At 56.1% G+C, this 22541-nt stretch carries 19 protein-coding genes; 6 read left to right on the top strand and 13 right to left on the bottom strand.

Annotated elements, in window-relative coordinates; genetic code table 11:
• Positions 1–9: 9 nt before the first annotated feature.
• Both HP564_RS10975 and HP564_RS10980 read right to left on the bottom strand, forming a co-directional pair.
• Entirely contained in the window at positions 10–2400 is a 2391-nt protein-coding gene (locus HP564_RS10975; RefSeq protein ID WP_371243348.1) for a glucose/quinate/shikimate family membrane-bound PQQ-dependent dehydrogenase, read from the bottom strand.
• Positions 2401–2680: 280 nt separating this feature from the next.
• On the bottom strand, positions 2681–3268 hold the full coding sequence (locus HP564_RS10980) for a hypothetical protein (protein ID WP_371242916.1): 588 nt from the start codon (positions 3266–3268) through the stop codon (positions 2681–2683).
• 383 nt (positions 3269–3651) lie between these two features.
• Between HP564_RS10980 and HP564_RS10985 the strand changes: the two genes are divergently transcribed.
• Together HP564_RS10985 and HP564_RS10990 are read left to right on the top strand one after the other, a co-directional pair.
• Complete coding sequence (locus HP564_RS10985) at positions 3652–4890, top strand: MFS transporter (RefSeq protein ID WP_371242918.1); 1239 nt, start codon at positions 3652–3654, stop codon at positions 4888–4890.
• Positions 4887–5738 (top strand): BadF/BadG/BcrA/BcrD ATPase family protein, encoded by an 852-nt coding sequence (locus tag HP564_RS10990; RefSeq protein WP_371242919.1) that lies wholly within the window; start codon positions 4887–4889, stop codon positions 5736–5738. The genes HP564_RS10985 and HP564_RS10990 overlap by 4 nt, the downstream gene beginning before the upstream one ends.
• Before the next feature lie 9 nt (positions 5739–5747).
• On the opposite strand, the gene HP564_RS10995 is transcribed toward HP564_RS10990, so the two are convergent.
• Positions 5748–6824, bottom strand: a complete 1077-nt coding sequence (locus tag HP564_RS10995; protein WP_371242921.1) for a tartrate dehydrogenase — start codon at positions 6822–6824, stop codon at positions 5748–5750.
• 86 nt (positions 6825–6910) lie between these two features.
• On the opposite strand from HP564_RS10995, the gene HP564_RS11000 reads away from it, so the two are divergent.
• From HP564_RS11000 to HP564_RS11015, 4 genes are all read left to right on the top strand, one after another.
• The gene (locus HP564_RS11000; protein WP_371242923.1) at positions 6911–7828 is read left to right on the top strand and encodes a LysR family transcriptional regulator; all 918 of its coding nucleotides are present in this window, start codon (positions 6911–6913) and stop codon (positions 7826–7828) included.
• A gap of 126 nt (positions 7829–7954) precedes the next feature.
• A complete protein-coding gene (locus HP564_RS11005) occupies positions 7955–9040 on the top strand; it encodes a YncE family protein (RefSeq protein ID WP_371242924.1) in 1086 nt (361 codons plus the stop codon).
• Positions 9041–9243: 203 nt separating this feature from the next.
• On the top strand, positions 9244–9543 hold the full coding sequence (locus HP564_RS11010) for a hypothetical protein (protein ID WP_371242925.1): 300 nt from the start codon (positions 9244–9246) through the stop codon (positions 9541–9543).
• A gap of 83 nt (positions 9544–9626) precedes the next feature.
• The gene (locus HP564_RS11015) at positions 9627–9944 is read left to right on the top strand and encodes a hypothetical protein (RefSeq protein WP_371242927.1); all 318 of its coding nucleotides are present in this window, start codon (positions 9627–9629) and stop codon (positions 9942–9944) included.
• Positions 9945–10344: 400 nt separating this feature from the next.
• Here HP564_RS11015 and HP564_RS11020 read toward each other — a convergent pair whose 3' ends face one another.
• From HP564_RS11020 to flgM, 10 genes are all read right to left on the bottom strand, one after another.
• Entirely contained in the window at positions 10345–10638 is a 294-nt protein-coding gene (locus tag HP564_RS11020; RefSeq protein ID WP_371242929.1) for a DUF1330 domain-containing protein, read from the bottom strand.
• Positions 10639–10649: 11 nt separating this feature from the next.
• Positions 10650–11516: a glutathione-dependent disulfide-bond oxidoreductase gene (gene yghU / locus HP564_RS11025; protein ID WP_371242930.1), complete on the bottom strand. Its 867-nt coding sequence runs from the start codon at positions 11514–11516 to the stop codon at positions 10650–10652.
• A 477-nt stretch (positions 11517–11993) separates the two neighbouring features.
• Entirely contained in the window at positions 11994–12878 is an 885-nt protein-coding gene (locus HP564_RS11030; protein WP_371242932.1) for a sugar phosphate isomerase/epimerase family protein, read from the bottom strand.
• Positions 12879–13606: 728 nt separating this feature from the next.
• Complete coding sequence (flhC, locus tag HP564_RS11035; RefSeq protein ID WP_371242934.1) at positions 13607–14125, bottom strand: flagellar transcriptional regulator FlhC; 519 nt, start codon at positions 14123–14125, stop codon at positions 13607–13609.
• Positions 14126–14135: 10 nt separating this feature from the next.
• Positions 14136–14474, bottom strand: a complete 339-nt coding sequence (gene flhD, locus HP564_RS11040; RefSeq protein WP_371243350.1) for a flagellar transcriptional regulator FlhD — start codon at positions 14472–14474, stop codon at positions 14136–14138.
• A 642-nt stretch (positions 14475–15116) separates the two neighbouring features.
• The gene (locus tag HP564_RS11045) at positions 15117–17249 is read right to left on the bottom strand and encodes a virulence factor SrfC family protein (RefSeq protein ID WP_371242935.1); all 2133 of its coding nucleotides are present in this window, start codon (positions 17247–17249) and stop codon (positions 15117–15119) included.
• Positions 17246–20212, bottom strand: a complete 2967-nt coding sequence (locus HP564_RS11050) for a virulence factor SrfB (RefSeq protein WP_371242936.1) — start codon at positions 20210–20212, stop codon at positions 17246–17248. Before HP564_RS11050 ends, HP564_RS11045 begins: the two co-directional genes overlap by 4 nt.
• A gap of 4 nt (positions 20213–20216) precedes the next feature.
• The gene (locus tag HP564_RS11055; protein ID WP_371242938.1) at positions 20217–21491 is read right to left on the bottom strand and encodes an SrfA family protein; all 1275 of its coding nucleotides are present in this window, start codon (positions 21489–21491) and stop codon (positions 20217–20219) included.
• Between the two features lie 244 nt (positions 21492–21735).
• Positions 21736–22179 (bottom strand): flagella synthesis protein FlgN, encoded by a 444-nt coding sequence (locus HP564_RS11060; RefSeq protein WP_371242940.1) that lies wholly within the window; start codon positions 22177–22179, stop codon positions 21736–21738.
• 18 nt (positions 22180–22197) lie between these two features.
• Positions 22198–22485, bottom strand: a complete 288-nt coding sequence (flgM, locus tag HP564_RS11065; RefSeq protein WP_371242942.1) for a flagellar biosynthesis anti-sigma factor FlgM — start codon at positions 22483–22485, stop codon at positions 22198–22200.
• Between the last annotated feature and the right edge of the window lie 56 nt (positions 22486–22541).

The raw sequence follows: 22541 nt of genomic DNA on the forward strand, positions 1-22541 counted from the left end.
CAGAGAGGCTTATTTCTCGTCAGGCAGCGCATAGGCAACCACGTAGTCGCCCAGTTTGGTGCCAAACGAACCGTGACCCCCAGCGGCGATAACAACATACTGCTTGCCATTCGCTTCGTAGGTCATCGGTGTTGCCTGGCCGCCAGCAGGCAGACGCGCCTGCCACAGCTGCTCACCGGTTTCCGTGCTGAACGCACGCAGATAGTTATCTGCGGTTGCACCGATGAAGAAGACTTTGCCTGCGGTCGCGATCGGGCCGCCCAGCATTGGCATACCCATTTTAAACGGCAGCGGAACCGGCGCGCTGTCGCGCGTGGTGCCGATGCGTTTCTTCCAGACCACTTCGTTGGTTTTCAGGTCAACGGCAGAGACATAGCCCCATGCCGGTTGCTTACACGGCAGACCAAAGGGTGACAGGAACGGGTTCAGCTCAACGCCGAACGGTACGCCGTACTGCGGCTGGATACCGGTTTCGGTGCCTGAACCACCGCTTGCGCCTTCTGGTGGCTCAATCGGGTTGCCCGGACCGCGCGGAACCAGTTTAGAAACAAACGGCAGCGCCATCGGGTTAGCAATCGCGATCTGACGATGTGGATCGACCGCAATACCGCCCCATTCGAACATGCCCAGGTTACCCGGGAATACCAGGGTGCCCTGCTCGGACGGCGGCGTGAACGGACCTTCATAGCGCAGACGCTTGAAGATAACGCGGCACACCAGCTGGTCATACAGGGTTGCACCCCACATGTCTTTGTCGGTCAGGTTCTGCTTCGGACGGAAGGTCAGCTCAGAGTAAGGTTGGGTAGCGGTAACATGGTCACCTTTCGCCGCGCCTTGTGGAACCGGCGTTTCCGGGGCAGGAACAACCGGTTTACCGGTACGACGGTCCAGCACAAAGATGTTACCGGTTTTCGCCGGTGCATAGATCACCGGAACGGTGTTGCCGTCTTTGTCGGTGATGTCGGCCAGCGTCGGCTGGGACGGCAGGTCCATATCCCACAGGTCGTGGTGAACGGTCTGATAGGACCATACCAGCTTACCGGTGGTCGCGTTCAGAGCCAGTACGCTGCTCGCATAGCGCTCCTGTTCTGGCGTGCGGTTACCGCCCCAGATGTCCGGGGTAGAGACGCCCATTGGCAGGTAAACGATATCCAGTTTCGGATCGTAAACTGCCGGAGCCCAGGAGTTCGGCGAGTTCATGGTAAAGGTGTGTTCATCAGCCGGAATCGCGTTAGGATCTTTCGCGCCCGGATCGAAGACCCACAGCAGTTTACCGGTATTAACATCAAAGCCACGGATAGCGCCTGACGGCTCGCGGGTTGAGTAGTTATCGGTAACGGCACCTGCCATCACGATAGTGGTATCGGTAATCACCGGCGGTGAAGTCGGCTCATACTGACCCGGCGTGGTCACCGGCTGTTTGTGCTGCAGATCCAGCTCACCGTTGTTGCCAAATGACGGACAACGCTCGCCGGTTTCGGCATCCAGTGCGAACAGGCGGCCATCATTTACCGGCAGGTAGATGCGACGTGAGCAGAGAGCAGGCTGGCTGTTGGCCGCATCGGCCGCAGCAGGCACCTCATGGTAAGAGACACCACGACAGGTAATATGCTGGAAGGTCGGGTTCGGCTTCAGACCTGGATCAAATTTCCATTTTTGCTTACCGGTGGTGGCATCCAGCGCAAACAGGATCTGGTGCGGCGAGCAGAGATAGAGCGTGTCGCGGATCTTAATCGGGGTCACTTCGTCAGTGATTTCACCCGGATCGTTCGGGGTTTTGAGATCGCCAGTCTGGAACTGCCAGGCAACCTGCAGGTTCTTGACGTTCTCTTCATTGATCTGCTTCAGCGGTGAGAAGCGGGTGCCCTGCTGGTCACGCGCGTAGGCGGGCCAGTCGGCATCATCAATGTTGCTCAGCGGCTGAGCCTGCGGCGCATTCTGCGCACTTTCCGGCAGCTTGCCGTCCAGCGTTTGCGGGTCGTTAAAGACCGCATAGGCCAGTACGATAGCGCTGGCGATCAGCGCAACAGCCATGGTTCCCAGTGCCGCTTTGCTGCCTGCGTTTACGCTACGGTAAACAAAAGGCAGGATCAGCCAGACACCGAAGATCACCAGCACATCAGTACGTGGCGCAAGCGCCCAGAAGTCAGTACCAACTTCCCATACGCCCCAGATCAGGGTGCCAATCAGCAGCAGAGCGTAAAGGACCAGCGCGGTGCTTTTGCGACGGGAAAGCAGATAGGCGGTGATAAGCATAACCACACCACCGATAACGTAGTACCAGGAACCTCCAATGGCGGCTAACCAACCACCGCCAATCAGCATAAACGCGCCCGTCAGGAATGCGAACAGCACCGTCAGGAAACGAATTACGCCATAAGATGAGGAACTTTTCCCCATAATGTCGACCTCGTTTTTTGCCATAAAAACACAGAAAACAACGTGTTAGGTTGTTTTCACTTCATAAAGTACGTTAGAAAGCAGGTGTTCAATAGTGCTCTTCCGGTAAGCATCGCCATCCATGTGAGTTAAATTTTATAGCAAAAACGTTAAGAGGTTTGTTTTTTTTGGCGCTTTGCTCTTAACCGTGTAAATAACTCGACATTTTATGAGGGTTACGCTGCGCTACGACGCAAAGGCTGCGCTCATAACGTCAGCGTATGGGTTTTTCATCGGTGCTTCAGCTAAAGAGGCTGCTGACGTGGGGTTGCTGCCAGCCGGCAATATTTAACGCTTTCATGACGTCACCGGGCGGGGCAGGCTGGCGGCTGCGGACAATAACCTTTATTTCTTTTTCAGCAAACGAAGATAATAAAAAGGGGAACGTGAATTTTTGATAATTAGCCTTAAAGAAATCTTCGTTCAGCACGATGCCGGTGAAGGGAAAGGCGTCAATTAGCCGCCAGTCTGCGCCAGGCGGGGCAAAATCATCCAGCCAGAAGCTGAAACGGTTTGTTAACTCAGCCAGGGCATGGCGACATTCCTTGAAAATCTCATAGTTAATCGCCAGGCGCACCTGCGACCGCTGCCAGAATGGATATTGATCGGGTGCGGCAATGATTTGTTTAATCTGTTGCCGCTGAAGGGGAATAATGATTAGTGCTGCTTCATTGGCATAGTAATTTGTCCATGCAACTATATCAGCCTTATTATTAATTTCCTCTGTTGTATCCGGCCGGTGTGGCTTTGAATAGCAAAAGCCAAGCAGCGAACCTGCCGGACAAAAAATTTTTTCAGTAACATATGGATTGTACAAGCTATTTTCCATGCATCTCTGGTTAAAAGACAAGTCGAACAAAATTAAAAGGGTTTGTTAAGGTAACGCTAAGGTTACGGCTGGACTCAATATAAAACGGAATTAATAAAGTCGTCACCTTTTTTGTGTGCCGTACGAGCGCATATTAATGTGTATTGGTAATGAATCTTTTAATAATGTACTGGTACTAATTCTGCCTGTCTGGAAATAAAGCCTCAGCAAAATGAGAGGAATAAACCCGCTATTCTCACTGGCTTTTGCATCCCGGGTAAAGCACATGCCGACATTGCCAGACGATGAGAAATCAAGCAGGCTGTGCTGCCTGTTCGCCTTTGCGAACAAAAAAAGGTCCACGCTATGACGTGGATCAGCACACAGACTCAACGGGATACAATATGGATTCTACGGCACCGGCAGCGGATGAGTCGCTGTTAAAACATCGGGCGTTTGTCGCGTTCTGGCTGGCACGCACCTGTTCATCTTTTGGGTTTCAGATGTTCTCCGTCGCCATCAGCTGGCAGATTTACGCGCTGACCAACAGTGCCATGGCGCTGGGCATGATTGGGCTGATGCAGTTCCTGCCGTCGGTGCTGCTGGCACTGCCCGCCGGACATCTGGCCGATCAGTTTGACCGTCGTCGCATTGTCCTGCTGGGACAGCTAATCGAATGTGCCGCGCTGGTGGCGCTGGTGATATTAACGCTGTTCCACTGGGCGGGAAGAGTTGAAATCTGGGGACTGGTGTTTCTGATTTCCGTGGCGAAAGCGCTGGAGTGGCCCGCCATTACCTCAATGCTGCCCTCGCTGGTGCCGCCCACTATTCTTGCGCGCGCCATGGCTTCAACTTCAGTCGGCAGCCAGGCGGCGGTGATTGTTGGCCCAACGCTGGGCGGTCTGCTCTACGTGGCAGGGCCCGACATCGTTTATGGCGTTTCCGCTGCCTTCTATCTGCTGTCGATCTGCCTGGTGGCCCGTTTACGCTATGAACGCCCACCCCAGACGCGCCTGCCCATGAATCTGCCTAACCTGTTCGCCGGGGTGCGCTTTATCCGCGAGCGAAAAGACGTGCTGGGCGTCATCTCGCTCGATCTGTTTGCCGTGCTGCTCGGCGGGGCGACGGCGCTGCTGCCTATTTTTGCTCAGGACATTCTTCATACCGGCCCCTGGGGGCTCGGCCTGCTGCGCGGCGCGCCATCGGTAGGTGCCCTGCTGGTCGGTCTCTGGCTCAGCCGTCACAAGCTGGAAAAACATGTTGGTATGATCATGTTTGGCTCGGTAGCGGGCTTTGGCATCGCCACGCTGGTGTTTGCGCTTTCTACTCAGCTCTGGCTGTCGCTGCTGGCGCTGGCCGCGCTCGGCGGATTCGATATGGTGAGTATGGTGATCCGCGGCTCGCTGGTACAGCTTGATACGCCTGACGACATGCGCGGCCGGGTCAATGCGGTGAACGCCATCTTTATCAATACCTCTAATCAGCTCGGTGAGTTTGAGTCTGGCATGCTGGCCGCCTGGTTTGGCGCGGTGCCCGCTGCGGCGATTGGCGGGGTTGGCACTCTGGTAGTAGTGGGATTGTGGATGGTGCTGTTTCCGCATCTCCGCAAGCGTCAGAAACTGGAAAATGAGCCTCAGCTATGACGATTTATTATCTCGGCATTGACGGTGGCGGCACGCGCTGCCGTGCACGACTGGCTGATGCCCAGGGCACGACGCTGCTTCAAATTGAAGGCGGGCCGGCGAATGTCTTTGCCGCCTGGGATGCGGCTATCGGCGAACTTAACCGGCTTATTGCCCGGGTGGCAAGCGAGGCACAGATCGCGGCAGCGCAGATCCATATTGTTGCCGGGCTGGCGGGAGCAAATGTGCCTTCGGTACAGCAACGTCTTACCCGCTGGCAGCCCGAATGCGCCTCACTGCGCGTGGTGACTGACGTTGAGATCGCCTGTGTCGGCGCACACGGCGGCGCGCCGGGCGCGGTCTTTATCGTGGGCACCGGCAGCCAGGGGGCCTGCTGGGATGGCGATACCTTTACGCTGCTTGGCGGCTGGGGGTTTGCCCTCTCCGATTCAGGATCGGGCGCGATTCTGGGGCGACATGCGCTGCGGCTGGCGCTGCTGGCGCACGAGGGGGTGCTGGCGGCCTCGCCCTTAACGCAGCGGCTGATGAGCCGGTTCGCCTGCGACGCTGAAACACTGCTGCTCTGGTCACAGCGGGCGACGACGGCGGAGTGGGGCAGCGTGGTACCCGAGGTCTTTGCCGCAGCCCGGCAGGGCGATCTGCATGGCCTCGCGCTGGTGCAACAGACCGCCGAAGAGATTGCACTGATGGTACAGCCGCTGCTGGCGCGTCAGCCTGGCAAGCTGGCCCTGATGGGCGGCCTGGCACAGCCCATCGCGCCTTATCTGCCGGAACGCTTGCAGCAGGCGCTGACGCCTCCGCAGGGCGATGCGCTGAGCGGTGCGCTGACGCTGGCTCGCCGCACCTGATACGGTAATCTAGGCGCTGAGCGCGGCCGCAATCGCCGCGCCCAGCGCGGCCGTTGACGCCTGGCCGCCCAGATCGCGCGTCAGGCACGTGCCCTGCGCCAGCGTGCGTTCAATGGCGTCGAGCACCGCGTCACCCGCCGCTTTATACCCTAAATGCTCCAGCATCATTGCGCCGCACCAGATCTGGCCGACAGGATTAGCCACCCCTTTTCCGGCGATGTCGGGCGCAGAGCCATGCACCGGTTCGAACAGGCTGGGAAAGGTACGGTCCGGGTTGATATTCGCGGAGGGCGCGATGCCAATAGTACCAGTACAGGCTGGACCCAAATCGGAAAGAATGTCACCAAACAGGTTGCTGGCGACCACCACGTCAAACCAGTCGGGATGCAGCACAAAGTGAGCGGTCAGAATATCGATATGGTACTTGTCGACCCGGACGTCGGGATAGTGCTCACCCATCGCCTCCACCCGCTGGTCCCAGTAAGGCATTGTGATAGCAATGCCGTTTGATTTCGTCGCAGAGGTAAGATGTTTTTTCGGGCGGCGGCTGGCCAGCTCGTAGGCAAATTTCAGGATGCGATCGACGCCGGTGCGCGTCATCACCGTCTCCTGGATCACCACTTCGCGCTCGGTGCCGGGGAACATCGTGCCGCCGACGCTGGAATATTCACCCTCGGTATTTTCCCGCACGACGTAAAAGTCGATATCACCCGGCTGACGGTTTGCCAGCGGCGCTTTGACGCCGGGCATCAGGCGCACCGGGCGCAGGTTAACATACTGGTCAAACTCGCGGCGGAACTGTAGCAACGATCCCCACAGCGAGACGTGATCCGGCACCACCTCCGGCCAGCCCACCGCGCCAAAATAGATTGCATCAAACGTTTTAAGCAGCGCAAACCAGCCATCGGGCAGCATTTTGCCGTGCTGCTGCCAGTATTCCGCGCTGGCAAAGTCAAACCATTCCCAGTGCAGCGCAAGACCAAATTTTTCCGCCGCCGCGTTCATCACGCGAATGCCTTCCGGCATCACCTCTTTACCAATACCGTCGCCGGGGATAACCGCAATACGATGAATGTTGTCTGCCACAGGGCGCCTCACAGGGTTGATGTCTGAATGGTTCGCGCAGTATAACCTTGCCTCTCCGGGAGATAATTAGCCTGAAACGCAAGCCAATGTTGAATCAAAGTAGAGAATCACGCACCTCCACCGACGATCTCGCCTTTTTTGTACGTATTGCCACGCTCGGCAGCCTGACGGCGGCGGCACGCGATCTCGGGCTGTCGCTGGCGGCAGTGAGTAAGCGGCTCAGCCAGCTGGAGCGGCGGCTGGGGGTACAGCTGCTCAGGCGCACCACGCGGCGGCTGGAGTTGACGGCTGAAGGGCGGCGCTATTTTGAGGGCGCACGTCCGCTGCTCGATCAGCTGGCGGCGCTGGAGGAGGCGGTCAGCAGCCAGACCGAGGTGCTGCGTGGCACGCTCAATATCAATGCCTCTTTTGGCTTTGGCCGTCGCCACGTTGCGCCCTGCGTATCGGCGTTTGCCGCATTGCATCCTGAACTGGCGATTTCGCTCCAGCTCAGCAGCCAGCCGCTCAATTTTCTGGATGCCCGTATCGACATCGACGTGCGCGTCGGCGAACCCCCTGATTCCCGGCTGGTGGCGCGTCGGTTGCGCGCCAATCCACGCATTCTTTGCTGTTCACCGGGCTATGCGGCGCGCTGTGGCTTGCCTGCCACTATCTCCGCGCTGGCCCAGCATAACTGCATCTTGCTGCGTCAGCACGAAGGGGACTTTACCCTGTGGCGCTTTGTGAAAAATGGCGAGAGCGCCAGCCAGAAGGTGCGCGGTAGTCTGCTGACCAACGACGGTGAAGTGGCGATGCGCATGGCACTGGATGGGCACGGTATGCTGCTGCGCTCCTGGTGGGATGCGGAGCATGCCATTGAACGCGGTGACCTGTTGCATGTCCTGCCCGAATGGCAGGCACCTGACGGCGATATCTACGCTGTATGGCAGGCGCAGCGTCAGCTGCCAGCACGCATTATGGCCTTTGTCGATTTTTTACAGGCGTGGCTGCAGCAGGCGGCCTGAACAGCGCTGCGGCAAGGCGAACATTTACACTCTGACTGTTAATGCTTATTATTCTCATTCTTTTTCATTGCTGAGCGCTGCGGCGAGGCCGGGCGTTGGCGATCGTTTTCTTAAAGGGAGTCATGCATGAAGTCTTTTTTCCGTTCGCGTAACGCCGCGCTTGCCCTGGCGGTGGTCGCTGCTTTTGGCCTGACGGCCTGTCAGACTCCGGCAAAGAACGCCACCGCGCCGGCCGCCGCCGCCCAGCCTGCCGCAACTCAGCTCAAGCAGCGTGAAATCGGCTTTGGCCTGTATGAGATGGCCTATGTGCCGGGAGCCAAAGCGCTCTATGTTGCCAGCGCCGACGCCTTTAAAGATGTCAGCGGCGGCGTGATCTATCGCCTCGATCCCGACACGCTGGAGACGACCGGCAAAGGCTACACCGATCTGAAAAACTTCGGCATGACCATGAACCGCGACGGCAGCGTGCTCTACGTCACCAACTCGCTGGACGGCGGCGTGTCGAAGATCGATCCGGTGAAAGGTAAGGTGCTGGCCCGTACGCTGTTCAGCGAGCGTAATAAAGAGGGGTATCCCTATGGCGCACGCGAGATCTTCCTGCATGACGATCGGCTCTATATCGGCGGTGTGGGCGATCCCGGCGTGATCTGGGTGGTGGACGCGCAGAGCATGAAGCTGAAAACGCGCATCAAAAATGCCGGCAAATGGGTGACAGGTATTATCTATTCACCGGTGACCGATCGCCTCTACGCCGCGAACGGCGGAGGGGAGATCCTGGTGATCAACCCGCGCAGCCATAAGATCGAAAAGCGGTTAACCCCTGGCGATGACAAAACCTATCTGCTGTTGAACATGGCAGAAGATCCCGCCACAGGCCGTCTGTTTGTGACGGATAACTCGAAGGCAAAAACCACACTGGTGTTTGACGAGCGCAGCGGCAAGGTCATCAGGCGCATTGACGGTGATGCACTGGGCATTAAGTTCAACGCCAAACGCAATGAGATTTATATCAGCCAGCGCGAATCGCAGAAGGTGTTGCAGCTTGATGCCACGACCTGTGCGGTAAAAAACAGTTGGTCATTTGACGGGCATCCCAATAGCCTGCTGGTCACGCCAGATGGGCAGACGCTCTATGTCACCATCAAACAGGGATTCAACAAGGATCACAGCAGCAAGGGGCCAGACAGCGTAGCGCGCATTAACCTCAATTAAACAGCAGTAAGCTCTGTTGATCACAGGACGCCATCGGGCGTCCTTTTTTATGCTGCATCAGCGATTAAAAAAACAGGGTGATTACCTGCGCCACCCATGAAAAATGGATGTTTTTATAATTCTTTTATAAAAGCTGGAAGGTAATATTTCCGTCACCAACAGGTGAATTAAAACTTTTTATTCCAGAGTGACGGGAATAACTAATGAGGGCATTAAAAAAACGTGAAGTTGCCTGCGTCAGTGGAGCCGCGCCTGCAACCGCCGATCAAGTAAATGCTTTTTTTGAAGGTATTGTCTGGGGCGCACTGGATGGCTTATTGACAGGCGTAACCGTAGGTGGATGCGGGAGCCGTAGCGCAGTACTTGGCATTCTCTCTCAAGGCGCAGGAGCCATTGTAGGCGGGATTATCGGTCCAGTCGCCGGCGCTATCATGGGTGCACTGGTCGGCAGGGATGCTGTTGCAGCATATGCAGCCAATGTCAGAAAACAATATTCCAGTTAACTGGAGTTATTGTACACATACTCTTCATTATCATTGTTTTAATGAAGATTTTATAACGGTAGTTATTTAAATTAAGGAAATAAATGATGCGTGAGTTATCTAAAATCGAAATGGAAACAGTAAGCGGTGGAGCAATAGTTAGCTCTCTGGGTGATGCCGCAGAAGGTGCAGTCTGGGGTTTCATTGAAGGCCTGGCAACAGGTGCAGCAGTAGGTGGCAGCGCCAGCCGTAGTGCGGTCTTTGGTCCGATTGCGCAGGTTGTCGGTCTGGTATTCGGTAGTATTGTTGGCCCGATTGTTGGAACTGTCATGGGCGCACTGTGGGGCAAAGACACTGTTGCTGCTTACGGAGCCGATTTCCGCCAGAATTACGGCACAAGCGGTAGCGTTACACTCGTATAACAGAAAGCATAAATAAAATAACCCCTGCATTCAGGCGCGATTATTATATTTGTCGATAAAATTAACCTGATGGATATGATAAGTCAGTGCTGACCCGCTTGCAGAACTACCTCCTGGAAAATTAAGGGGTCATCTTAACGTTTCGTTACCTGAATAATAAAGGGTTTTCTTAAAACTCCACAGTGAGAATAGCTGTGGAGTTTTATTTATATCGCTATATTAAGAGAGCGGCAGGCGCATTTTTTGAGGGGAGGAAGAATAAGAGAAGGCGAAAAATAGAGGGTGGCTGAATAGCCATATTAACGGCTGCACCCGGGGTAAACGTAAACTGCGATCGTGCTTTTGGCAGAAAACCGCCGCTTAACAGCGACGGCATTCTCTTTTATATCGCCCGTCTCTTTTACTTATCGACGCCCTGCACCAGCACTACGCGGTACTCTGCGCCTTTCAGGCGGTGCTGTTTGGCTTCCTGATATTCCGGGCTGTCATACCAGCCGTGTGCAGCTTCAACAGAGGGGAATTCCAGTACGACAACGCCGTCCGCTTCTGGCCCTTCCAGCGTCTCCAGCTGGCCATAAAACGCCAGAGGGTTGACAGGATGGTCGCCGCGCGCCTTTCCCGCCTTTTCGCCGTAGATAGCGAACTCTTCAGGGTTGGTGATTTTATCGCGAATAAAAATGACGTATGCGCTCATTATCGGTTCCTTTATGCCTGGCGTTTGTCTTCAGTGTTGGTGTCAAAATCGGATGCGTCGTGGCGTTCATGTAGCTGTTCGGCCGGTTCGCCCATTACGCGGTTTACCTTGCGACCCCGGATCACCGCCGGACGCTCTGCAATTTCCTGCGCCCAGCGCACCACGTTTTTGTAAGATTTGGCGTCGAGAAATTCTGACGCGCCGTACTGGTTGTTCAGCACCAGACCGCCAAACCACGGCCAGGTTGCGATGTCGGCAATGGTATAAGCGTCACCACCGAGGAAACGGCTCTCTGCCAGACGACGATCCAGCACGTCGAGCAGGCGCTTGGTCTCCAGCGTATAGCGGTTAATCGCGTACTCAATCTTTTCCGGGGCATAGTGATAGAAGTGGCCAAAGCCACCGCCCACGAAGGGAGCCGCGCCCTGCAGCCAGAACAGCCAGTTCAGCGCTTCAGTGCGGCCCGCGCGATCGTCCGGCAGGAAGTGTCCAAACTTCTCCGCCAGATAAAGCAGAATATTACCCGACTCAAACACGCGCTGCGGCGGCGTAACCGAATGGTCACTCAGCGCCGGGATTTTGCTGTTAGGGTTAATATCAACAAAGCCGCTGCCGAACTGATCGCCGTCGCCAATGCGAATCAGCCAAGCGTCATACTCAGCCTCTTTTACGCCTACCGCCAGCAGCTCCTCCAGCAGGATCGTGACTTTCTGACCGTTCGGCGTGCCGAGCGAGTAGAGCTGGAGCGGATGCTTGCCAACCGGCAGCGTTTTCTCATGCGTTGCACCTGACACCGGACGATTGGTTGCGGCACCGTTGCCTTTGGCGTTCGGCTCCCATTTCCAGACTGTTGCGGGCTGATAGCTATTTTCCGACATAGTGAAGGTTCGCCTTGTTGATGTGAGTGGATCTCGACGCTTTTGAGTGTAGCAGGGCGAAAAATTGCGGTTTAACCCTGCTGGCGTTAATCGACGCTCTGATAGCGATTGAGGATAAAAGCAACGCGCCCATCTTCATAAGTGGAAAAATCACTGCCCTTTTCCAGCCGTTGCAAAAGCCGGTTCAGACCCGTCGGGCGGGGGGCTGGTGGTTCTGGTCGTGAAGGCGCGTCAGGGGGCGCTGCTGCGCGGGCAGCACTCGGGTGAGAAAGATTCGGTCTGGTTCAGCAGGGGCAAGGCTGATGCCGTGCAAGGTATCCGTCCCCGGCGATGTACGGGCGCAGTATGCTGCCGCCTGTTGCACCGCCTGCGATTGGCATACCCCCCTCTGCCTGGCTTCCAGGCGCAGGCGATTACCGATGCCGCCTGCCTGTCGCGCACCCAGGCGTGCGTCGTCAGGAAGCCCCGCCGGGAGCGTTAGCGGCTCAGCAGCTCGCGCTCGATCAGTTCGCGCGTTTCGACCGCCTGCACCTTCATCTTTTCGGGATAGCCAAACAGTGCGGAGGCAATAATCGACTCGCCGCCTACTTTAAACGTGCGGTTGGCAAAGTCCATTTCGCGCAGCGTCTGGAACAGGGTGTCGAAGTCGACTTCGCCTTCGCCGACGCCGACATGCTGGTGGATAGTCGCATCCACGCCCGGCGGGTTAACGATGTAGCGGCAGTGCTTGGTGTGGTTCATGGTATCGGCAATCAGCACGTGTGACAGATCGTCACCGGCATACTCCAGCATTGGCCTGACGTCGCCTTTGCCATTATCGTAGAAGAAGGTGTGTGGCACGCTGTATATATACTTCACGTTGTCGCTGCGGAACGACTTCACCATATCCGCGGTTTCGTTGCTGTTTTCGCAGAAGTCCCACGGGTGCGACTGGATTTCGACGCGGATATGCTCGCGTTCAAAAATGGGCAGCAGCTCTTCCATTGAGCGGTAAAACATCTCTTCACAGATCTCCGGCTCGTTCGGGTTACCGGAAAGCTCGGTATTAATCACCTGTACGCCCATCTCAACCGCAATCTCAATCATGCGCTTCCAGTTCTTCACCGCCGCCTGGCGGCGCAGCTCATCCGGGCCAGACCAGCGATAGACCGTAATAAAAGAGGAGATCTCCAGACCCGTGGCGTTCAGCGCATTCTTGTATTCGCGCATAATTTCGCGGCTGGCTTTAGGATGCTTATAGAAGGGGTTAATCTGCGGATGGGGCGACTGTTCAATATATTTGTATCCCCATTCCGCCACCTGATGCACCATGCGCGTAATGCCCATGTCCCTGATGACATCCACATCAAAAGCAATTTTCATCTCTCTACTCCAGGCTCAACGTTAGCGTTTTCGTTAAACAGCCCGTCAGGCTGCCGATGCTTCCTGTGCCCTGTGCCCTGTGCGCGGTGTGAACCGCGACCGCTTTAGCAGGCAGTGAGAGCGCAAAATGGCTGTCGACAGCACAACGGATAAAAGAGGCATTTCATGGCTCAGCGGCTGGCGCAGCGCGCAGGCAACACGATCGGCGATCCTGCCTGATTGCACACTCGCAGGGCAGGTCAGATCGAGACGAATATACCCCCTTGTTTTTTCAGTGAGTTAACGGCCGTATCGGCCCCGCCTCGCTTTCACGCTGGCAGGGATAAAGCCGCCCTCTGTAACGGTTTACGGATGGCATGTCATCCTGCTTCAACCGCGGGTCTGCTGCATGTGTATCAAATGTTTATTTCGACTGAAAGGTTTGAAGAAATAAATATTCCGATTTGCGAAGAGGATCAAATTCACAGCCTACGCTGAGCACGCGTTTTGCTCTGCCAGGCCGATCAGCCTCGGCAGGAGGTTGCGCAAGCGTTGGTCCTGAAACGTCTGTGTGACAAAGGGTCAGTGCAATAAGCAAGTGCCTGCTCTGTGCGTGAGAAGAGCAGACCTTTCTTGCCCGCCAGCGTTTGACGCACGCGATACCGCCAGGATGCCTGCTCTGCAGGAGGGGAACAGCAAATTAAAGTAAAGCGCAAGATGCCTCGCACTTCACGCTGCGGCTTTATGCTTCAGCGCGCTTTCTTGCTGGCCCGGGAAGGGGGATGGCACAAACTGCAGGTAAACAGCGCGCTGGTATAGCGTGAAGTAGAAATAAAGTTTCCGCCACAGTTGGCGCACGTCACCTGTTCCAGCATATTACAGTCGACAAAGCGCAGCAGCGTCCAGGCACGCGTAAATTCCAGCACGGGTTTTTCATCTGGCTCGCATGGGCACTGTTCACGATAAAGCCGGTAGGCTTTTAGCAGTGTTTCTATTGGGCGCTTCTTTTCTGTTCTTTGCAGATAAAGATAAATATTATAAAAAAGCGAAGAGTGGATATTTTGCTCCCATGACATAAACCAGTCAGGTGAGAAAGGTAACATCCCCTTGGCTGGCGAGCAGCCGTTTATCTCTTTATACAGCCGTAGCAGTTTTCTGCGGCTGAGTGCAGTTTCGCTTTCTAAAACCTGCATACGCGCCCCGGCGCGAATAAGCGCCATGGCGATATGGATATCGTTAATTTCATCGAGAATGTTTTGGTCGCTCATCACATGGCCACTACTCTGAACCGTCGGAATCGGTAAGGGTATGAAGCAGATCCGTTGACAGTATGATGCCGGTATGAACGCGCTGTAGCGCATCAATACGTGAATCTTTCGTCAAAAAATCGATCACGGCTTCACTGTTAATACGCAGCTGGCAAATAAGCTGATTTGTTGAGGCCAGCTTAATCAACTGCGATACAGAAAGGTTTTTTAATTTATTCATTAAAGGATCGGTCAGACCTAAACGAAAGCGGGCCGCATCTTTATCCTCTTTAATCAGAGATTGCGCCAGCAAAAGATAAGAGAGGTTGAGGTCGTTAATATTTTGAACCTGATCGTGTTGAGCGTGCATTGACTGCATTTTTTTTACCTGAATGTAGTGAGTTTTTTTTTACAAACATACGTTATGCTTCATGCAAATGAAGCTGTTTGCTAATAATGCAAATGGAAAAAGGGCCTGTTTAATAACGCAGGGAAAGTAACACCTGAAATCTTAATGGAAGATAAACGGAAAGTGCATGAAATAGTGAATACCCGGCAAGAGTTATCGTTATTACGCCGCTTTCGCGAGGCATTAAACAGCGAATAACGTTCGCTTACCTGCCATTGAGTATTTTTTTATAGATAAATCAGTGGATTAAATATCCGTTCTGGATAAGGATGTCAGCGGCTGTTTCAGGCGGTATTTCCACTGATGGCCTGAGGCCTTAGAAATAATCTTGTTGTTAATCATGCTGATATCAGATATGCAGCCTGCTTGCTTATAATAGAGAGCTTTTGCAAAGGCATGTTAAATAAAAACGCCTGGTATTTTTTTTCTGTGGCTGAATGTTATCAGGTATCAGAGCAGAATATGTGCAGATGCCGCTCACGGGTATTAAACGGCGTGGGATAAAAATAAAAGCGAGAGCAATCGAGTCTCTGGCATAAAACCTGTGAGGGAGGCTGAGCAGGGCCTCTGTTTGCGGTATCCCTGCTTTGCTGAGTCAGCTTTTCAGCCTCTGTTTACCGGAGTGGCGTCAGCATCCTTGCTTGCCAGTGTGGCCTGTGCAGGGAGATACCGTTCAGCGCGTAAGGTGTCAGTGTCGCTGTCTGTTTCCTGTGTCAGACTATAAAGCGCAACCAGCCAGTCGTAAGCCCAGCGCAGGCCCTGGCTCAGCGGCTGCGGCTCCAGCTGGGTTAATCGATCGGCATGCCTCGCACAGGCAGCTGAAGCGGTAAAGATGGCGTCTGAAAGCACAACTTTGCTTCGCGGGCGCCGCTCTGCTGGCGTATCGGCATACCCCAGCCAGGTGACAAATTCATTGACTGTGACAGCCGCACAGGCGATCTGGGCTTCGTCGCACCCGGCGCCAGCCGCCAGTCGCTCACGCAAACGGGCGCATAAGTCCCGCTGCACGCTTCTCTTAATCAGCAGATCGACCATCAGTTGCAGCCTTGATGAGGAGAGGCTTAGTCTCTTCAGACGCGGATGGGCTGGCGTAAGCTGTCGCAGGTGTGCTATCCAGGCGCGGTAGATCGCTGATGCCAGGTCAGGCTGTTTATCCCCGATCGGGTTTACCGCCTCAAGGGGCTCGGCAAAAAGATCGATAACGGGCACGCTGACTTTCTGTGAGAGAGGCGATTTCTGTCGGAAGAGGGCATAAGTCTGCGCCAGTAATCCCGGCGGCAGATCCAGAGCCGTCAGCAAATCGCCGTGGCGATCGATATGCTGCTGCAGATGCTGAACCAGGTGCTTTATCTGCTGCGCGCGTGCGGCGCGCTGCGCCGCCGTTGGGGGAAGAAAGGGAGCAAACAGGGCCTCGGTATCTTGCTCGCAGGTTTCCAGTAGCGCACGGTAGCGCTGATGGCGGTTTGTCTGGTTAACCGTCTCTTTTAGCCAGGCGCGGGTTTGCTGAAGTGCGTCGCCGTCAGCAAGCTGAAGCACTCCCCAGGCAATCTCCGTGCGCATAAGAACGCGCTGTACGCTTTCGTCACTCTGACGCTGTGCAGCGCCGCGCCTGTCCTCGGCGGTAAGCGCCCAGACCAGGCGCGGCGTGGCCGGCACGGTCTCGGTGAGGCTGAGCCAGGCCGTCAGCTGTTGCGCAACGGCATGGGCGGCATCAGCCGTGTCGGCAGGCTGACACACCAGCAGCGCATCGGGCAGTAAACGACGGGCATAGTCGCTGAGGCAGCGGGCAGGAATTTGAATAATGTCTGCCGGACAGCCATCCGGCTCGTCGTGTTGCAGCGTCAGCTCGGCACAGGCGTGCGCCAGATCCGCCACCCTGACCGATTGGGCAGCCAGCGGCTGGTCATGGCATAGCGGAAAGATCGCTATCTGCTGGGGATCGGCGGTCTCATCTGCCTGTGCTGCAAACCGGCACATCGTCTCGCTCAGCAGCAGGCTCTCACCGGCCAGCACCTGCGTCACGTTTCCCAGCTGCGCCAGCAGCCCGGCATGCCGTCGCCAGGCGGCCGTAAGCCTGGCGTCATTGCCCCACAGCGGAGCGAGAAGCTGCGCCCGATCGTCCTGGCGCAGGCGCGGTAGCAGATCTGCCATCTCCATCAGCAGTGCAGCAGAGAGAGGGGCAGGGGCGTGACGCTGGCAGGCAATAAGCATGTCCATCGCCTCTACCGTGCTCATACCCGGCAGCGGCTGGCGCATCGCCTGGGGCCGCACCGCCTCCAGCCTGCTGCACATCTCCTCTGGCAACAGGTGAACGTGCGCCTGCTCAGCCAGCCGTTGCGCAAATTCACCTTCACGATAAAGCGACAGCAGCAGCGGCGCGTGTTGCGTAACAGGCAGAGTGTGAGCAGTAAAGCGAACAGCGATGTCGGACTGATGCCAGGCCGGATGCACATGGGTGAAGTAGTCGAGCTTGCGCTCGCCACAGCGCAACCAGAGTGTAGCATCAGCGCGATTGAGCAAGGTTTTCAACAGCGCCTTTTTGCTGGCCAGGGCGTGTCCATAGATCCCGATGGCGAGCGGCTGATGCGCAAGTGCTTCAATACGCTGAGCGCAGCCCATCAGGCGTGAAAGCTGCGCCAGTATTGCCTCAGCCTCATCCTCCAGTCGTGGGGCATGGTGGCGCGAATGGAGCAGCCAGTGGGTCAGGGCCGCAAGCTTGGTTGATAACGCATTCATGGATAAATTTTCCCGCTGTCGATCCAGTACTGGTCAGTGGCACTGCCCCCGTCGCCTGATGTGTTTAAGCTGAGCCGCAGTTTTTGCGGTGCCACTTCGCGACCATCCTCCATCTGCACGCTGCCCAGAGAGAAGGTCCCACTCTGCGCATCGCGCTGTAACGCCACCCATAGCGTTTTGCCGGAGGCCACCTGCCGGGCAAGCTCACTATCGACAATACTTAACTCATACAGCGGCGAAGCGGGCCAGCTGGCGTTCGCTAACTGGCGAAAACCAAGGCGAAGGGTACCGTGCAGTGGGAAGCAGAGCGTCGGATCAAGCGGTGCGCTCCCCTCATCAAGCTGCTCCGGGCCATACCAGACCTGCGCTTCGCTAAGCGTATTGCCACTGCTCAGCGGGCCCATAAAGCGAATCGTTGAATAAGGTCTGATTTTTGCCGCATTAAAGTGAAAGCCGGGCAGGCGAAGATCTGTGGCCAGACGATAGAGCATCGCCCCGATAGCTGCCGTGGACTTCGCATTGGTCAGCGCACCCTGGTCGCTGAGCGGACACGCTGTTTCGACGCGGTAATCGTTAAGAGAGAGGATGCGGCTGGCCGGCACAGGCTGCAGCGAACGCAGCAGCGACTGGACGCCGGGCAGAGAGGCGGGTCGTCCAGCCACCAGCAGAAGATCGCAGTGGTAAAAAGCGATGGCTTCACACAGGGCACGCAGAGGCGTGGTGATGGCAACCTGTCCCGTCATAAACGCCTTATTGAGCGCGGCAAAGTCGATATGTAGCGGCGTTGCCAGCAGATCAAACGCTTCACTGACCGCTGGCGCAGCGCAGCGGACGCAGTCGTTAATCCATGCTATGACGCCCGCACTCGGTGGTGCAGGCAGCAGCGAGGCGAAGCGGGTTTCCAGCACGTCGTCACCGCACACCATCGCGCGCTGTTGCCATTGCGCCAGTATTTGCTCGCCCAGAGGGATCAGGATCTGTAGCGCAACCTGCTGCGGCATTGCGCCGTCACGCTCTGCGCCAGGCGCATCACCAAACAGCTGTGCCATCAGCGGCGAGGTTGCCGCAACACCGTAGCGGTGGAGCTGCGCATCGACAGCGGGCAGAATCAGCTGCTGGATGACATCACGCAGTATGTCATCACCGGCCATTTTAAACCCCTCGCGAAACAGCAATGACGGTCGGATTTCCGGCGGAGTGGCTGGGCTATCGCCACAGGTGTATTCCACGATAGCCATATCTGTCGTACCGCCGCCAATATCCAGCGAGGCGATACGTAACCGCTGCTCGCCGTCGGCAGGCGCTTCTGGTAAGCGATCGGGGCGCGCCAGCGTGCGCAGCAGCAGAGCGGCCCGCCCGCCATAGCGATGCACGGCTTCGTGATAGAGCCACGCCAGCTGGCCGCAGGTTGCCTCGTCCCAGTCTATGTGAATAGCGGGCAGCGGCAGGCTGCTCTGGCATCCCGCCTCCGCATAGCGAAACGCGGCATCCAGGGGATGCCAGCCTCTGGCTTTCCAGATAAGCGCCACGGCCTCCTCCATGCGCTGACGAAACAGGGCCTGCTCCTGCAACGGCATGGCTGAGGGCAGCGTCAAAATAATCGAGCGCAGTCGGCGACCGGTATCGCGCTGTCCCATCCGCAAACGCGAGGCGATGCTGTTCATCTGCATTAGCGCCTGCGCCAGCAGTTCGGTCAGCATCAGTGTCATCAGCGAACTACGGCTGTAGCGAGGAGAGAAAACAGGCAGGCGCGCCTCTTCCGGCAGGCTGGAGAGCAGCACGCCTTCGCTGTTCAACAGGCGCATTAGCGGCATCGCCACAGCAGGCTTCGCCTCATGCCGTGCCTCATTGAGCGCGCTGAAATACCATGGCGCATCCGCAGGCGCGGTATCCCAGAGATAGCGTCGTGCGCTTGAGAGTCCACTGGCACCCTGGCTTCCGTTGCTTTTCGTCGCCAGCAGACACGCCTCTTTGCCTGTGCGCACCAGGGAGGGCCAGGCAAAGGCCGCCTCGCGTCCGCTTTCTGCCGAGTAACAGGGATTGCCAAAGTGCGTCTCGCTGAAGGTAATTCGGCTGGAGAAGAGCGGTTCATTTATCAGGGTGGGATCGCTGAATGCGCGCAACTGTAAACCGGTGCACTGGCGTAACCCCTCGTTTTTGAGCCCGTGATCTTCCATCAAAATACCGGCGGTGTGGCTGTTGCCGACATCAAGCACCAGATCGACGTCGATCGCGCGTGATGAAATTGCGTCGCCGATCAGCCGTACCTCCAGCCCTGTCAGTTGCTCACCCATCAACTCCAGAAGATTGAGGTAGTGCGCCTGATAGCTGAAATATTTTAGTGCACGGGCTTTCGCCTCCTCGCTGTAGCCCAGCGCGGTCGCGCTGAGCGTAAAGGTTTCGCGCAGCCAGCCATCAACCCAGGTCTGATCGAGGAACTCGGCAAGCTCATGATTCTGCCACGCCAGACGAAACCGCGTGCCGTTGCGAACATCCGCACAGCAAGGGGCCAGGGCAGCTGTTTCATCTCCGTCTGGATCGGTTTGAGTATCAAAGGCCAGCGTCACCTGGACATCATGATGAGCGGCATTCGGGGTAGCCAGCCGGTTGAACTGTACTCTCGCCCAGTTAAAAGGCCCGGCGGAGACGGCCTGCCGGGTCGAAGCCCGTAGCAGCGGCAGTGGCAGCCAGCAGTTATTCAGCAGGGTCAGCGACTCTTCAGCGGTGAAGTGACTTTCTGGCTTCACAATCTCTGAGACGTGACTTTGCGGGTGCGTAAGCTGATATTTGTCCGTGGCGGAGAGATAGTCGAGGCGTAAAAGTGGCCCGTTCGCCGTCTGGCGAGCGAAGCGTCCGCTGCAGGGGTTAAAGGCGGTCAGCGAGACGCCAGCATCCAGCAGCTGGATGCCGCTGTTCTGAATCAGGGTAATGCCTGCCTGGAGGTTTGAGAGATCAACCATCATGATGTTATTTCTTTACCTTGCGCACGGTGATGGCTACCGGCAGGCCATCGCCAAAATCGGCATTGCAGAGCGTGATGCCATCTGCATTGCGGTTACAGATCACATCCGGAACGGTTAGCCGCGAACCGTCTGTGCATTTGGCCTTGCCGTGACTTTTTACAATAAGGTTGCCAGACTGCATCAGACCGAACCGGATGCCAGACTGGCAGGAAACCTGAGAAATGGTCGTGAGCTGCGCCAGGCTACTGGCGGGCGTAATGGTTATATAGAAAGTCGAGATCGTGTGAAAATCGGTCCCGCGCTGACGCGGCGTCAGCTGCCATCTACCGTTAAAAAAACGCGTCGAGCCGGTGCGAAGATCCTGAACGGGAAGCGCCAGCGCGTCCGTGGGCTCTCTCTCCTCAGTATGAGGTGCAGGGGCGCGATCAGGCTGCGCGAGCCCGGCATCTGCCAGCGGCAGCTGCACCTTGTTAAGCTGAGAGAGTATCTGCACTGACGCGGTGCTGGCAGGTTCTGGCGAGGGCACGACGATCGCGGGACGCGTCAGGGCCGTCGGGAGCCGGGCAGTGAGTCGAGGCCAGAAAACGAGCGCGCCACAGGCAACCAGTAACGAGCCGGTTAAGATCCGGCGAACAAGCGGGAGACGTGCACGGCCTGCGGCGGGGCTCTCCGGCGGTGTTAATTTTTCGTCAGCAGGGTGATGGGCTAAAGCGACCACAACAGCCTCCTGCTCACTCTCTTCCCGGTGAGGCAGCAGAGGCTCACATCCGGTGATAACCGGCGCGGGCTCGGTTTTTAATGCGGCACGCAGCGGAGCCAGAGGCTCCTCTTCGGGCGAGCGGTCAAAAGGCAGCGATCCCCAGAACGTAATGACCGGCACGCCCTCGACCAGATAAACGAACTGGCTGCCGGGAAAGTGCAGAATATTTGGCAGCAGGGCCGCTAACAGCTGGGCAACGCTATCCTGTGACTGGCGAAACTGCTGCGCCAGCGTGGTAAGGGCGGTCGCGCATCTTTCCAGACAGGCCAGCGCCGCGCGCTGCTGGTCAGGGCTGGCCGCCGCCCATGGCACAACCTCACCCTGGTGAGGGGCGTACCAGTGAATGCGCTGGTTCGTCTCATTGATCTGAGGAACAGCCAGAGAGTGGAATAGCTCATGCTGTTTACGCAGACGTAAGGTTTCACGAATTTGCTGCGCTAATTCAATGATGCGTTGACCGTTTTCACCCAGCGCGCAAAATTCATCTGTTCTGCCGCTGCGCAGGAGAGGTTTAGCCACGTAGTCTGTTCCGTTATAAAAAAGAGTGGCTATTTTAAATGACTTTTCATCGGCAGGAGTCAGAATGATTCAGGCAATAAGCGGCAATCATTGCCGGTATATTGCTGCTTTCCTGGTTTTGTCAGATAACGATCTCTGGCAGAGAGAGAAAAGAAAATCATTTCCTGACGACGCAACAATTTATAATCGCTTCATTAACACTTTTATTAAAGCAGCGGGTGTTCAGTGCGCCCTTTTTTATTTATTAAATATTGATGCTGTAAGCTTTTCCTTTTGGGGTTTCCTGGGTTCGCCCCTCTGCGCTGTAGATCGCTGTAGCCGCACTGGCTTTACTGACCATGTTTTTTAGCATGGCGGCCTTTTTCATCTGTAACTCAATTAAGGGGCAGGCGTTATTATTCATCTCTTTTGTGACGCGTACCGTGGCAATAATGTTATCCCACAAACGTTTTAAGCCAGGATGTTGCCCATAGGGCGCAGCGATACCTGCCTGGCGCTCTTCGGCTTTACGCTGCTCATCATAAAAGTTGATCGCCGAGAGCAAACGGCTTTTGCTGTCTGACAGCATTTGCAGGGCCACCGGATTCACCTGGGCCCGGTTGAGCTGATTTAACTCTTCTGCCAGTACGATTTCCAGCTCCTGAAGCAGCTGCTGCATGTTATTAAGCGTATTACGTAAGTTATTCATTGGCTGGTCAGATGTTATTTAAAAAAGATCAAACATATCCCGCACCAGGGATTGAGAAATTTTATCGGCATCAACAGGAAGTTCTCCCGTCGCCAGCGCTGATTTAATACGGTCCAGACGCGCATAGTTAAGATCGTGCGTATCGTCTGTCTGTAGCTGACGTACCTGATTGTTCAGGCTGACCCGGGTCCCCGTGCAGGCCGTGCTGGTAAGTGAGGCGCGCCTGTTCTCACGGCTGCCCCTTTCCCGATGAACTTCTGGCAGTGAGGCAGGTGAAATTTTCTGCGTGCGGTCTATGCTCATCATGATCCTCGTCAATGGTATTCATCATCATCCTCTCCCTTTACTAAAACTATCGGTTA

Source organism: Pantoea sp. KPR_PJ (genome assembly GCF_041386365.1).
Taxonomy (GTDB): Bacteria; Pseudomonadota; Gammaproteobacteria; order Enterobacterales; family Enterobacteriaceae; genus Pantoea.